This is a genomic window from Enterobacter sp. 22499, from assembly GCF_052044815.1.
In the GTDB taxonomy this organism is placed as follows: Bacteria; Pseudomonadota; Gammaproteobacteria; order Enterobacterales; family Enterobacteriaceae; genus Enterobacter; species Enterobacter bugandensis.
On sequence record NZ_JBQENR010000008.1, the window covers coordinates 31222 to 43648 of the forward strand.

At 57.1% G+C, this 12427-nt stretch carries 13 protein-coding genes; 7 read left to right on the forward strand and 6 right to left on the reverse strand.

All coding sequences use genetic code 11. The features are described 5' to 3' along the window. The first annotated feature begins 36 nt into the window (after positions 1-36). Both nlpD and rpoS read left to right on the forward strand, forming a co-directional pair. Positions 37-1161 carry a murein hydrolase activator NlpD gene (nlpD, locus tag ACTJI7_RS19415; protein WP_041908436.1) on the forward strand — a complete coding sequence of 375 codons (1125 nt, stop codon included), beginning with the start codon at positions 37-39 and terminating at the stop codon, positions 1159-1161. Positions 1162-1220: 59 nt separating this feature from the next. Beyond that, positions 1221-2213: an RNA polymerase sigma factor RpoS gene (gene rpoS, locus ACTJI7_RS19420; protein ID WP_013098493.1), complete on the forward strand. Its 993-nt coding sequence runs from the start codon at positions 1221-1223 to the stop codon at positions 2211-2213. Between the two features lie 52 nt (positions 2214-2265). Here the strand turns inward: rpoS and ACTJI7_RS19425 are convergent, their stop codons facing one another. Together ACTJI7_RS19425 and ACTJI7_RS19430 are read right to left on the reverse strand one after the other, a co-directional pair. Then, complete coding sequence (locus tag ACTJI7_RS19425; RefSeq protein ID WP_048956592.1) at positions 2266-2643, reverse strand: DUF4440 domain-containing protein; 378 nt, start codon at positions 2641-2643, stop codon at positions 2266-2268. After that, positions 2640-3842 carry an MFS transporter gene (locus tag ACTJI7_RS19430; protein ID WP_252016127.1) on the reverse strand — a complete coding sequence of 401 codons (1203 nt, stop codon included), beginning with the start codon at positions 3840-3842 and terminating at the stop codon, positions 2640-2642. The genes ACTJI7_RS19425 and ACTJI7_RS19430 overlap by 4 nt, the downstream gene beginning before the upstream one ends. A gap of 108 nt (positions 3843-3950) precedes the next feature. Here ACTJI7_RS19430 and ACTJI7_RS19435 point away from each other — a divergent pair, with 108 nt between their 5' ends. Beyond that, positions 3951-4838, forward strand: coding sequence for a LysR family transcriptional regulator (locus ACTJI7_RS19435; RefSeq protein WP_252016362.1), 888 nt, complete (start codon positions 3951-3953; stop codon positions 4836-4838). Here the strand turns inward: ACTJI7_RS19435 and ACTJI7_RS19440 are convergent. Next, a complete protein-coding gene (locus ACTJI7_RS19440; RefSeq protein WP_028014232.1) occupies positions 4835-5242 on the reverse strand; it encodes a MarR family winged helix-turn-helix transcriptional regulator in 408 nt (135 codons plus the stop codon). The genes ACTJI7_RS19435 and ACTJI7_RS19440 overlap by 4 nt on opposite strands. A gap of 173 nt (positions 5243-5415) precedes the next feature. On the opposite strand from ACTJI7_RS19440, the gene ACTJI7_RS19445 reads away from it, so the two are divergent. From ACTJI7_RS19445 to ACTJI7_RS19455, 3 genes are read left to right on the forward strand one after another with little or no spacing between them, the layout of a single operon-like run. After that, positions 5416-6018, forward strand: a complete 603-nt coding sequence (locus tag ACTJI7_RS19445) for a non-oxidative hydroxyarylic acid decarboxylases subunit B (protein WP_063155089.1) — start codon at positions 5416-5418, stop codon at positions 6016-6018. Then, positions 6008-7435, forward strand: coding sequence for a non-oxidative hydroxyarylic acid decarboxylases subunit C (locus ACTJI7_RS19450; RefSeq protein ID WP_063155088.1), 1428 nt, complete (start codon positions 6008-6010; stop codon positions 7433-7435). Before ACTJI7_RS19445 ends, ACTJI7_RS19450 begins: the two co-directional genes overlap by 11 nt. 10 nt (positions 7436-7445) lie before the next feature. Then, positions 7446-7667, forward strand: coding sequence for a non-oxidative hydroxyarylic acid decarboxylases subunit D (locus tag ACTJI7_RS19455; protein WP_003862116.1), 222 nt, complete (start codon positions 7446-7448; stop codon positions 7665-7667). A gap of 93 nt (positions 7668-7760) precedes the next feature. Here the strand turns inward: ACTJI7_RS19455 and mutS are convergent, their stop codons facing one another. Both mutS and ACTJI7_RS19465 read right to left on the reverse strand, forming a co-directional pair. Then, positions 7761-10322, reverse strand: coding sequence for a DNA mismatch repair protein MutS (mutS, locus tag ACTJI7_RS19460; RefSeq protein WP_063155087.1), 2562 nt, complete (start codon positions 10320-10322; stop codon positions 7761-7763). Between the two features lie 113 nt (positions 10323-10435). Next, positions 10436-10666, reverse strand: coding sequence for a SymE family type I addiction module toxin (locus ACTJI7_RS19465; protein WP_041908449.1), 231 nt, complete (start codon positions 10664-10666; stop codon positions 10436-10438). Positions 10667-10841: 175 nt separating this feature from the next. On the opposite strand from ACTJI7_RS19465, the gene ACTJI7_RS19470 reads away from it, so the two are divergent. Beyond that, the gene (locus ACTJI7_RS19470) at positions 10842-11186 is read left to right on the forward strand and encodes a nitrous oxide-stimulated promoter family protein (protein ID WP_047364429.1); all 345 of its coding nucleotides are present in this window, start codon (positions 10842-10844) and stop codon (positions 11184-11186) included. A 5-nt stretch (positions 11187-11191) separates the two neighbouring features. On the opposite strand, the gene ACTJI7_RS19475 is transcribed toward ACTJI7_RS19470, so the two are convergent. Beyond that, positions 11192-12412 carry an MDR family MFS transporter gene (locus tag ACTJI7_RS19475; RefSeq protein ID WP_063155086.1) on the reverse strand — a complete coding sequence of 407 codons (1221 nt, stop codon included), beginning with the start codon at positions 12410-12412 and terminating at the stop codon, positions 11192-11194. Between the last annotated feature and the right edge of the window lie 15 nt (positions 12413-12427).

A 12427-nucleotide genomic window follows, 5' to 3' on the forward strand; every position in this document is an offset into this window, starting at 1 on the left:
TAAGTCACTGGTAGTTAACACATTCCTGGGGGATAAATGAGCGCGGGAAGCCCTAAATTCACCATCAGCCGTGTTGCGGCATTATCACTGGTTTCGCTCTGGCTGGCAGGCTGTACAAGTTCCAACAACGCGCCTGCGCCCGTCAGTTCCGTCGGGGGAAACAGCGGCTCCGGTAACACGTCCAGCGGAATGTTGATCACGCCTCCGCCTAAAATGGGTACTGCTGCGCCGCAGCAAACACCACAAATTCAGCCTGTGCAACATCCTGTTACACAGCCAACGCAGATTCAGCCAGTTGAACAGCCTGTTCAGACCCAAAATGGCCGCATAGTCTATAACCGCCAGTATGGGAACATTCCGAAAGGCAGCTATACCGGCGGCAGCACCTATACCGTGAAGCGCGGCGATACGCTGTTCTACATTGCCTGGATCACCGGGAACGATTTCCGTGACCTCGCGCAGCGCAATAACGTCCAGGCCCCGTATGCTCTGGAAGTTGGCCAAACGCTCCAGGTGGGCAACGCAACGGGTACGCCACTGACGCCTGGCAATACGGTTTCAGCGGCCGATGTGACGGCTCAAAATAACAGCGTCAAGCCTGCACAAAAATCCACCACGGTGGTTGCTTCACAACCTGTAATTACGTATTCTGAGGATTCAGGTGATCAGACTGCTAACAAAATGTTGCCGAATAATAAAGGGACTGCGACTGTTGTCACAGCACCGACTACGGCACCTGTGGTTAGCTCTACTGAACCGACTGCAAGCAGTCAGAATGCCAGTTCGTCCATCACCGCATGGCGCTGGCCAACCGACGGCAAGATTATCGAGAACTTCGCAACCTCTGAGGGTGGGAACAAAGGGATCGATATCGCAGGCAGTAAAGGACAGGCTATCATCGCGACCGCAGACGGACGCGTTGTGTATGCCGGTAACGCGCTGCGCGGTTACGGTAATCTGATTATCATCAAACATAACGATGATTACCTGAGTGCCTACGCCCATAACGACACAATGCTGGTCCGGGAACAACAAGAAGTTAAGGCGGGGCAAAAAATCGCTACCATGGGTAGCACCGGAACCAGTTCTACACGCTTGCATTTTGAAATTCGTTACAAGGGGAAATCCGTAAACCCGCTGCAGTACTTGCCGCAGCGATAAATTGACGGGGCATGCCAGCCAGGGTGTCTCGTTCAGGGATCACGGGTAGGAGCCACCTTATGAGTCAGAATACGCTGAAAGTTCATGATTTAAATGAAGACGCGGAATTTGATGAGAACGGAGCAGAGGCTTTTGACGAAAAAGCCTTAGTAGAAGAGGAACCCAGTGATAACGATTTGGCTGAAGAAGAGCTGTTATCGCAGGGCGCCACACAGCGTGTACTGGACGCGACTCAGCTTTACCTTGGGGAGATTGGTTACTCCCCACTGCTAACGGCCGAAGAAGAAGTCTATTTCGCACGTCGTGCTTTGCGTGGTGATGTTGCCTCGCGTCGTCGCATGATCGAAAGTAACCTGCGACTGGTCGTGAAAATTGCCCGCCGTTACGGCAATCGTGGTCTGGCTCTGCTGGATCTGATTGAAGAGGGCAACTTAGGTCTCATCCGCGCAGTTGAGAAGTTTGACCCGGAACGCGGGTTCCGTTTCTCAACCTACGCGACCTGGTGGATTCGTCAGACCATCGAACGGGCTATTATGAACCAGACCCGTACGATCCGACTGCCGATCCACATCGTCAAAGAGTTGAACGTCTATCTGCGTACCGCGCGCGAGTTGTCCCATAAACTGGACCACGAGCCAAGCGCAGAAGAAATTGCCGAACAACTCGATAAACCGGTTGATGACGTAAGCCGTATGCTGCGTCTCAACGAGCGCATTACCTCGGTTGACACCCCGCTGGGTGGCGACTCCGAAAAAGCGCTGCTGGACATCCTGGCCGATGAAAAAGACAACGGCCCGGAAGACACCACGCAGGACGATGACATGAAGCAGAGCATCGTCAAATGGCTGTTCGAACTGAACGCCAAACAGCGTGAAGTACTGGCACGTCGTTTCGGTTTACTGGGGTATGAAGCTGCGACACTGGAAGACGTCGGCCGCGAAATTGGCCTGACCCGTGAACGTGTTCGTCAGATTCAGGTAGAAGGTCTGCGCCGCCTGCGTGAAATCCTGCAGGGGCAAGGTCTGAATATCGAAGCGCTGTTCCGCGAATAAGCATCCTTTCGTCAAAAAAGGCCCGTCGTGAGACGGGCCTTTTTCTTTTGTGCTACGGCTGGGCCGTTTCGTGCAGCAGACGCCATGTAATCCCGCCGCCTTCCTGATTAAGCACCGCGGTTGACCAGCGCACGTTGACGGGCAGATCCGGCCGGGTTTGCGTTTCCCGGTAGTGCAGTACCGCGCCACGATCCCAGCGCTCGATCGTGGATAATTCGTCAATGACGATCTTCAGTCCGGGGCGGCTTCCTCGCTGACTGTGCAGAAAATCCACAAGGCCGTGATAGTCGATATGAACGCCACCCGGTGGGATCATCAGAAAATCTGGCCGGAAACGGGCGAGCAGGGCGTCGGAGTCGCCTTCGCCTTTGCCTAACCAGTTTTCAAGCGCAATGTGGAGGTCGATAATGTCGTGTTCAAAAGGCGTCATGAATTCTCCTGTCGCAGCTGGTCGAGCACCTGCGTATTGTTAAGTCGGAAAACGTACAGTACAGGCAATAGGGTCATGCCTGCGGCAAAAAGAAACATTCCGTGCCAGGCGGCGAGCGGCGCCAGATAACTCTGCGCCAGACTCAGCACCTCTGCCAGCAGCAGGGCTCCGGCAAAAAAGCTCAACTGACGATTGAGATTCCACAGCGCGCTGGCATCCGGCATCTCTTCCCTGCGCGTTGTCAGAAAAGCGCTGCTCTGAGCGGTACTGCTGCACAGGCTTCCCCCCGCGCCCATCAGGGTAAACGCAACGACAGGAAGCAGCGTAGCCGAACTGACGTTAAGCAAAAGCAGAATGCCCGTCGCCTGCAGCAGGCAGCCGATAACAATCAGCGGCTGTGGGCCGAAACGGTTAAAATAGCGTCCCGTCGCCGTGATGGCGATAAACGATGCCACGGACCACGGCAGCATGAGCATACCCGTTGCGGCTGGACTCATGTTCGCCTCGTGCTGAAGATAAAACATGCCCGTAACGTTCACCCCGATAAATACGCCAGGAACGCATGCATAGACAAGCATGGCAAAACGCAAAAGCGGGTCCGCGAGCAACCGCAGGTTGAGCAGCCTGGCCGCTTTCATCGCGGGTATTTCATGTTTAAGCCACAGGCAGGCCAACACAAAGGTCACGATGGCCACCGGAAGCGTCGCGAAAAATATCCACCGCCAGCTTAGCATCTGCACCAGCAGGCCCCCGATAGCGGGGGAGCAGGCGGGAGCAAGCAGCGCGACCAGCATGACCGCCGAGGAGAGTCTGGCTCGCTCGTGAGGCTGAAACAGTTGCCAGGTCAGCGCCTGTCCGACGGGGATCAGTAAGCCACCGCCCATGCCCTGCAGCACGCGCCAGGCGATCAGACTTTCCAGCGTTGCAGACAAGCCTGCCGCAGCAGAAGCCGCGCTGAACAGAAAAAGCGAGATCAGGATGACCCGCTTTGGTCCGAAGCGGCGCGTGAGCATGCTGCTGAACGGGATCGCCAGCGTCAGGCCGGCAATGTAACCGTTACTGACCCAGGCAAGCGCTGAAGGCGTGGCGTTAAGAGCTTGCGCCATCGCCGGAAAAGCGACGCTGGCAATAAACATGTTGATCAAATCAAGAAAAAAGCCCAGCAGATAGACAGCGGCGACTTTGCTGCGATACGTCATGGTGGATCCTCCCGTGAGGTGGCGTATCGTATCGACCCTGGAAGCACGGATAAACCTGACAAAGCGCGATATACTGTCAAAAAAATTTTGACGGTAAAAGGCGTAATGATGATTAACCTACAGCGGACGCAGATGTTTGTTGCGGTGGCCGATACCGGCAGCTTTACTGCCGCAGCCGCTGCGCTGGGCCTGACAAAAGCCGTAGTCAGCTTCAATATTCGCCAGCTCGAAGCCGAGCTGGGGGTGACGCTGCTGCTGCGCTCCACCCGCCGCCTGACGTTAACCGAGGCGGGAGCGCTTTTTCATCAGCGCAGCGTGGCGCTTCTGAAGGACGCAGAACGGCTGCAGGATGATGTTCGCGCGAATCATGCAGGACTCACGGGGGAATTGCGGATCACCACCACCCCTGAGTATGGTTCGCGGGTCGTGGTACCGTTGCTGGCAAGGTTTAGCCAGCTGCACCCGGAGCTTCGCGTGCGTCATGTTTCGTCTTCACTCCATGCCGACCTGATCTCAGAGCGCTTTGACGTGGCTATTCGGTTGGGAACGCTTACCGACTCGCGCTACCACGCCGCATTGATTTCACATTTTTCCATCCTGCCCGTCGCGACGCCGGAATGGCGGATGAATCATCCGGTTGAATCGCTTGCGCAGCTGGCGCAAGCCGACTGGATTATTCACGAGCGCTTAGCGTCGCCGCTGTGCTGGCAGGTGAAAGATGCCAGCGGTGCGCCTGAAATGCTTGAAATAAAAAAAGCGCCGCGCCTGTTTGCCGACAGCGCGCAGGCGCTTATGGCCTTTGCGCTTGCGGGAAGTGGCGTGGCGTTACTGCCGGAATGGCTGGTGCGCGATGCGCTTGATGCGGGAAAACTGGTCCCGGTTTTACCGGAATATACCTTCGCGCGGCAGGGCATCCACGCGGTTTATCCGGATGCCCGGCACGTGCCTGCGAAAGTGCGCACCTTTATTGATTTTATGCGCGCCAGCGTGAATTAATCGTGCATCATCTTTTTGATGAGCGCAGAGAACTGCTCCCGTTCGGCCTTATTAAGACGCCCTAAAAACGCCTCATCCACCTCGTTGCCGACCGGCTGGCAGTCTGCAAGCAGGGCTTCGCCTTCCGGCGTCAGGAAGACAAACCGGCGGCGCTTATCTGCGGGATCGTGCTCGCGTTTGACCAGCCCGCGTGCCTCCATTCGGCTGAGCATCTCCGCCAGAGTCGCCTTCGTGCTGACCGCCACTTCGGTCAATGCCACCTGCTCAATGCCCGGGTGCTCGGCAATGGAGCGCATAACCGCATACTGCGGCTTGGTCAGTTCCGGCAGGGAATGTTGCCACTTAGCGGTATGCTGTTGAAAAAGCTGACGTAACAGGTGGAACGCCTCTTGTCTTAGTTCCATGAACACTCCGACAGAAAAAATCACCCCCTATGATAGCCGCTAAAGCCCGGGATGATAACGCGGGATTTTTTAGCAATTAATGTGATCGTGTGCGAACGATCTTGTCAGTAGAGCGATCCGGGAGTAGTTTATCTTTAAATGTTCGTACACGAACAAATTGATTGAGGTGATGAATGAGATTGATCGTGGGAATGACAGGAGCAACGGGGGCTCCGCTGGGCGTGGCGCTGCTGCTGGCGCTGAGGGAAATGCCGGAGGTAGAGACCCATCTGGTCATGTCGAAGTGGGCAAAAACAACCATTGAGCTGGAAACGCCTTACAGCGTGCAGGACGTTGCTGCGCTGGCTGACGTTGTTCACAGCCCGGCTGACCAGGCCGCCACAATCTCCTCCGGCTCGTTTCGCACCGACGGCATGATCGTCATTCCCTGCAGCATGAAAACGCTGGCGGGGATCCGCGCGGGCTACGCCGAAGGGCTGGTGGGCCGTGCGGCAGATGTGGTGCTGAAAGAGGGGCGCAAGCTGGTGCTCGTTCCCCGCGAAACACCGCTCAGCACCATTCATCTGGAGAACATGCTGGCGCTTTCCCGCATGGGCGTGGCGATAGTGCCGCCCATGCCTGCGTATTACAACCACCCGCAAACCGCCGATGACATCACCCAGCATATCGTCACCCGTGTGCTCGACCAGTTTGGTCTGGAGCACAAAAAGGCGCGCCGATGGAACGGGTTGCGGGAGGCGAAACATTTTTCACAGGAGAACAAAGATGGCATTTGATGATTTGAGAAGCTTCCTGCAGGCGCTCGATGAGCAAGGGCAACTGCTGAAAATTGAGGAAGAGGTGAATGCGGAGCCGGATCTGGCGGCGGCAGCCAACGCCACAGGCCGTATTGGCGACGGCGCGCCCGCGCTGTGGTTCGACAATATTCGTGGCTTTACCGATGCCCGCGTGGTGATGAACACCATCGGCTCGTGGCAAAACCACGCCATATCGATGGGGCTGCCAGCGAATACCCCGGTAAAAAAACAGATCGACGAGTTTATTCGCCGCTGGGATAAATTCCCCGTTACGCCGGAGCGCCGCGCTAACCCGGCCTGGGCGCAAAATACGGTCGACGGTGAAGACATTAACCTGTTCGATATCCTGCCGCTGTTTCGCCTGAACGACGGTGACGGCGGTTTTTATCTCGATAAAGCGTGCGTTGTCTCGCGCGATCCGCTCGACCCGGACCATTTCGGCAAGCAGAACGTCGGGATCTACCGCATGGAGGTCAAGGGCAAGCGCAAGCTCGGCCTGCAGCCGGTACCGATGCATGATATCGCCCTCCATCTGCACAAAGCGGAAGAGCGCGGGCAAGATCTGCCGATCGCGATTACTCTCGGCAACGACCCGATCATCACCCTGATGGGCGCCACGCCGCTGAAATACGATCAGTCTGAGTATGAAATGGCCGGCGCGCTGCGCGAAAGCCCGTACCCGATTGCCACCGCGCCGCTGACCGGCTTCGACGTGCCGTGGGGGTCTGAAGTGATCCTGGAAGGGGTGATTGAAGGCCGCAAACGTGAAATCGAAGGGCCGTTCGGCGAGTTTACCGGACACTATTCCGGTGGCCGTAATATGACGGTGGTCCGTATCGACAAAGTTTCTTACCGCACCAAACCGATCTTCGAATCCCTTTACCTCGGCATGCCGTGGACCGAGATTGACTATCTGATGGGACCAGCCACCTGCGTGCCGCTTTACCAGCAGTTGAAGGCGGAATTCCCGGAAGTGCAGGCGGTGAACGCGATGTACACCCACGGTCTGCTGGCAATTATCTCCACCAAAAAACGCTACGGTGGTTTTGCCCGCGCGGTCGGTTTACGCGCCATGACCACGCCGCACGGTCTGGGCTACGTGAAGATGGTGATTATGGTTGATGAGGATGTCGATCCGTTCAACCTCCCGCAGGTGATGTGGGCGCTCTCATCGAAGGTCAATCCGGCAGGGGATCTGGTGCAGCTGCCGAACATGTCAGTGCTTGAACTCGACCCTGGCTCCAGCCCGGCGGGCATTACCGACAAACTGATTATTGATGCCACCACGCCTGTTGCACCGGACACCCGTGGCCACTACAGCCAGCCGGTACAGGATCTGCCTGAAACTAAAGCCTGGGCTGAAAAACTGACCGCGATGCTGGTAGCACGCCAATAAGGAGGAAAAGATGATTTGTCCACGTTGTGCCGATGAGCATATTGAAGTGATGGCGACGTCACCGGTGAAAGGGGTCTGGACCGTTTACCAGTGCCAGCATTGTCTTTATACCTGGCGCGATACCGAACCGCTGCGTCGTACCAGCCGCGAGCATTACCCGGAAGCGTTCCGCATGACGCAGAAGGATATTGATGAAGCACCGCAGGTGCCGACGATCCCGCCGCTGTTGTAAAAATAAGCCCGGTGGCGCTGCGCTTACCGGGCCTATGGGTTTTGTAGGTCGGGTAAGGCGAAGCCGCCACCCGACAAAACAGACCGCAGAAAACTAAACCAGACTCTTCAACCGGTAAATCCACTCCAGCGCCTGACGCGGCGTCAGTGAATCCGGGTCGAGGTTCTCCAGCGCTTCCACTGCAGGCGATGTTTCTTCCGGTGGCGCCAACAGCGACATCTGGGTGCCATCAATCTGCGTCGCCGCCGCATTCGGCGAGAGACTTTCCAGCTCACGCAGCTTCTGGCGAGCGCGCTTGATCACCTCTTTTGGTACACCTGCCAGCGCCGCAACGGCCAGGCCATAGCTCTTGTTCGCCGCGCCATCCTGCACCGTGTGCATAAAGGCAATGGTATCGCCGTGCTCCAGCGCATCAAGATGAACGTTAGCCACGCCTTCCATTTTCTCCGGCAGCTGCGTCAGCTCGAAGTAGTGGGTGGCGAACAGCGTCATGGCCTTGATTTTATTCGCGAGGCTTTCAGCACAGGCCCAGGCCAGAGACAGGCCGTCATAGGTTGAGGTTCCGCGTCCTACCTCATCCATCAGCACCAGGCTGTGCTCCGTCGCGTTATGCAGAATATTAGCCGTTTCGGTCATCTCGACCATGAAGGTTGAGCGACCGCTCGCCAGATCGTCCGCTGCCCCAACGCGGGTGAAGATACGATCGATGGGGCCAATCTCCACTTTTTGCGCCGGGACGTAGCTGCCGATATACGCGAGCAAAGCAATCAGCGCCGTCTGGCGCATGTAGGTACTCTTACCGCCCATGTTCGGGCCGGTAATGATCAGCATTCTTCTCTGCGGCGAGAGGCTCAGCGGGTTGGCGATGAACGGTTCGTTCAGCACCTGCTCAACGACCGGGTGACGGCCTTCCGTAATGCGAATACCGGGCTTGTCGGTAAAGGTCGGGCAGGTATAGTTCAGCGTTTCAGCCCGTTCTGCCAGGTTCACCAGCACGTCCAGCTCCGCCAGCGCGCTGGCGCTGAGCTGTAGGTCAGCAAGGTGCGGCATCAGCATGTCGAACAGCTCGTCATACAGCTGTTTTTCCAGCGCCAGGGCTTTACCTTTCGAGGTGAGTACTTTGTCCTCGTACTCTTTCAGCTCGGGAATGATGTAACGCTCGGCGTTTTTCAAGGTCTGACGACGTACGTAGTGAATCGGCGCCAGATGGCTTTGCCCGCGGCTGATCTGAATGTAGTAACCGTGTACCGCGTTATACCCCACTTTCAGCGTGTCGAGCCCAAGACGCTCGCGCTCGCGGATTTCCAGCTTATCCAGGTAGTCCGTCGCACCGTCAGCCAGCGCGCGCCATTCGTCCAGCTCCTCGTTGTAGCCTGGAGCAATCACGCCGCCGTCGCGCACCAGAACCGGAGGCGCATCAATAATGGCGCGCTCCAGCAGCTCGCGAAGTTCAGTAAATTCGCCCATCGTTTCGCGGAGTTTCTGTACCGGCGCGCTGTCAACGTCACTCAGCTGAGCACGCAGCTCCGGCAGCTGCTGGAAAGCATGTCGCATCCGCGCAAGGTCGCGTGGTCGCGCGGTGCGCAGAGCCAGACGGGCCAGGATACGCTCCAGATCGCCCACCTGGCGCAGGACCGGCTGCAGCTCGGTATAGCGATCCTGCAACGCAGCAATCGTCTGCTGGCGGCAAACCAGCGTATCGGTATCGCGAATCGGCATATGCAGCCAGCGTTTCAGCATGCGACTGCCCATCGGCGTCACCGTGCTGTCGAGCACCGACGCGAGCGTGTTTTCAACGCCTCCTGCCAGGTTCTGGGTGATCTCCAGGTTACGGCGCGTGGCGGCATCCATGATGATGCTGTCCTGCTGGCGCTCCATGGTGATAGAGCGGATATGCGGCAGGGCGGTGCGCTGGGTGTCTTTCACGTACTGCAGCAGGCAACCTGCGGCACACAGCCCGCGTGGAGCATTTTCCACGCCAAAGCCAATCAGATCGCGGGTACCGAACTGCAGGTTCAGCTGCTGGCGCGCGGTATCAATTTCAAATTCCCACAGCGGGCGACGGCGCAATCCGCGACGGCCTTCAATCAGCGCCATTTCGGCGAAGTCTTCGGCGTAGAGCAATTCTGCCGGGTTGGTGCGCTGCAGTTCGGCAGCCATCGTTTCGCGGTCAGCCGGCTCACTCAGGCGAAAACGCCCGGAGCTGATGTCCAGCGTGGCGTAGCCAAACCCTTTGCCGTCCTGCCACAGCGCCGCCAGCAGGTTATCCTGGCGCTCCTGAAGCAGGGCTTCATCACTGATGGTGCCTGGCGTGACGATGCGCACAACTTTGCGCTCAACCGGGCCTTTCGAGGTTGCCGGATCGCCGATTTGTTCGCAGATGGCAACGGACTCACCCTGATTCACCAGCTTGGCCAAATAGTTTTCAACCGCGTGGTGCGGGATACCGGCCATCGGGATGGGCTCGCCTGCGGATGCGCCACGTTTGGTTAGCGAGATGTCGAGCAACTGCGACGCACGTTTAGCATCGTCATAAAACAGCTCGTAAAAATCGCCCATGCGGTAAAACAGCAGGATTTCCGGATGCTGTGCCTTCAGCTTCAGGTACTGCTGCATCATCGGCGTATGTGCGTCGAAATTGTCGATTGTGCTCATGGAGTTATGATGTCCATTTCTTTGAAAATAAACCGTTTTGAGCGGCTCAGTGGCCGTTTGTTCGTTCTATTGTCGCATGAAAAAAAGGTACGGCGCAGAAAAATGTGGCGGCTTTACGAGGCACCTTCAGACATTAACTCAATGACGATTTTTCCATGCTCAACGCCCACCCTGACCTGGGAGTTGGTGGTAAAGCCCGCCTTTTCAAGCCAGTCTCCTTTTAAGCTCAGCGCCGCATGCACGCTGTATCGCTTTGGTATCTTCGTTTTTCGATCCTCGTGACGTTTTCTGAAATATCCCACTTTTAAATGGCGGTAGGGTTTGCCGATCGCGATCTCTTTCATAGGGTCTCCAGACTATACGGACAACGGTCATTCCTGATGCCTGTATAAAATACCAGTGATTTTCAGGAGGTGCAGGGTTAATAGTGGAATCAGGCTTCAGAAAACGGAATGCAATACCTGAAATCCACAGTTTTAAAGTGTATTATTGATGCATCTTATTATTTGGTAAGTCGCTATGACCGGTAAACGCATATCACGTGAAAAAGAGACCATCGCGAAAATGATCGCGTTGTACGCAAAGCAGTGTCCACAGGCTTCTCAGGAAGCGGGGCATTATCAGGCGCTCAACGCGTATGCTGATAAGCGCCTGGATAAGTGCGTTTTTGGTGAAGAAAAGCCCGCCTGTAAACAATGCCCGGTGCACTGCTACCAGCCTGCCAGACGTGAAGAGATGAAGCAGATTATGCGCTGGGCAGGCCCGCGTATGTTATGGCGTCACCCCATTCTGACCGTCCGCCATCTGATGGATGATCGTCGTCCGGTGCCGGAACTGCCGGAGAAGTATCGCCCGAAAAAGTGAACCGATCAGCTTCGTAGCGGGCGGCAAATCACGTTCAGGGCCAGCGCGCTGCAGAGTGGAAAGAGCGCCAGCAGCAGCCACGGGTAAATCGCCTGCGTTGAAGGCACCAGCGCGCGATCCAGCAGGCTGCCAAATAACAAGTTTCCAGCCAGTACCGCAATACCACCGGCGGTGGAGAGTGCGCCATAGTGCGCGCCCAGCGTGGATTCATCGGCGAACCGCGGAATGAGATCTTTTGCTGAGGGCACCAGCAGCATCTGTCCCAGCGTCAGCAGCGTGACAAACGAGACCGAGGGCAGAAGCCGCAGCCAGCCCTCAGGCGGTTCTGTTGCCGCAAACATTGCCACGCTCGCAAAGGCGGCGGAAAGCAGCAAAAAGCCCACCGGAAGAATGTTCACCGCGCCCACGCGTCGGGCGACACGCGCCAGCGGCAGCTGTAAGGTAATGATCAGAACGGAGGCCAGCATAAAAAGCGGGCCGAGATCTTTCTCGTTACCGCCGGAGCGCTGGATCTCCACCGGCAGCGCCAGATAGAGCTGGTTATAGCTTAACAGCCAGGAGCTGTAGGCAATGATAAAGGCGACAAAGCGCGGCTGGCGGAACGTCGTCCACCAGGGCACTATTTTTATCTTCTGTGAACGTTGCCCGGCAGCAGGCAGACAGAAGTAAAGCACCACTAGCGCAATGATAAAGATGCCTGCCCCCGCCAGCGCCACCTGGCGGAAGCCAAGCCCCGTTAGCAGAGCGCCAGCAACCGGGCCCAGTACCGCGCCGAGCTCCCCGCAGACGGCAAAGAGCGCAAACCACTCTGCCCGGCTTCGTTTCCCTTTCGCCTCGCTGTGGGTACCCGCTTTCGCCAGCAGAGCCTCAATTGAGGGAGAAAATAACGCGCCGCCGACGCCCGTCAGACACGCGCCCAGAATAATCGGCCACAGCGATCCCCCGAAGGCCAGCAGCAGATAGCCTGAAACACGAACTATACAGCCGCTGAGGATGATGACCTTCGCGCCAAACCGGTCCGAGAGCGCACCGCCAACGATAAACATCCCCTGCTGCGAGAACGTGCGCAGGCCCAGGATCAGCCCGATGAGCCCGCCGGAGAGCAGCATGTCGTCACGCAGAAATACCGCCAGGAAGGGAACGACGGCGTAAAAACCAATGTTAAAAACAAACTGGCTACCCAGTAAAACGGGCGGCCAGAGCGTGGTGGCGGGGCGAAGGGACATTGTCGATCACTCGTC

Coding starts and splice junctions, on each gene's coding strand:
- nlpD (WP_041908436.1), top strand. CDS start 37: ATGAGCGCGGGAAGCCCTAAATTCACCATCAGCCGTGTTGCGGCATTA.
- rpoS (WP_013098493.1), top strand. CDS start 1,221: ATGAGTCAGAATACGCTGAAAGTTCATGATTTAAATGAAGACGCGGAA.
- ACTJI7_RS19425 (WP_048956592.1), bottom strand. CDS start 2,643: ATGACGCCTTTTGAACACGACATTATCGACCTCCACATTGCGCTTGAA.
- ACTJI7_RS19430 (WP_252016127.1), bottom strand. CDS start 3,842: ATGACGTATCGCAGCAAAGTCGCCGCTGTCTATCTGCTGGGCTTTTTT.
- ACTJI7_RS19435 (WP_252016362.1), top strand. CDS start 3,951: ATGATTAACCTACAGCGGACGCAGATGTTTGTTGCGGTGGCCGATACC.
- ACTJI7_RS19440 (WP_028014232.1), bottom strand. CDS start 5,242: ATGGAACTAAGACAAGAGGCGTTCCACCTGTTACGTCAGCTTTTTCAA.
- ACTJI7_RS19445 (WP_063155089.1), top strand. CDS start 5,416: ATGAGATTGATCGTGGGAATGACAGGAGCAACGGGGGCTCCGCTGGGC.
- ACTJI7_RS19450 (WP_063155088.1), top strand. CDS start 6,008: ATGGCATTTGATGATTTGAGAAGCTTCCTGCAGGCGCTCGATGAGCAA.
- ACTJI7_RS19455 (WP_003862116.1), top strand. CDS start 7,446: ATGATTTGTCCACGTTGTGCCGATGAGCATATTGAAGTGATGGCGACG.
- mutS (WP_063155087.1), bottom strand. CDS start 10,322: ATGAGCACAATCGACAATTTCGACGCACATACGCCGATGATGCAGCAG.
- ACTJI7_RS19465 (WP_041908449.1), bottom strand. CDS start 10,666: ATGAAAGAGATCGCGATCGGCAAACCCTACCGCCATTTAAAAGTGGGA.
- ACTJI7_RS19470 (WP_047364429.1), top strand. CDS start 10,842: ATGACCGGTAAACGCATATCACGTGAAAAAGAGACCATCGCGAAAATG.
- ACTJI7_RS19475 (WP_063155086.1), bottom strand. CDS start 12,412: ATGTCCCTTCGCCCCGCCACCACGCTCTGGCCGCCCGTTTTACTGGGT.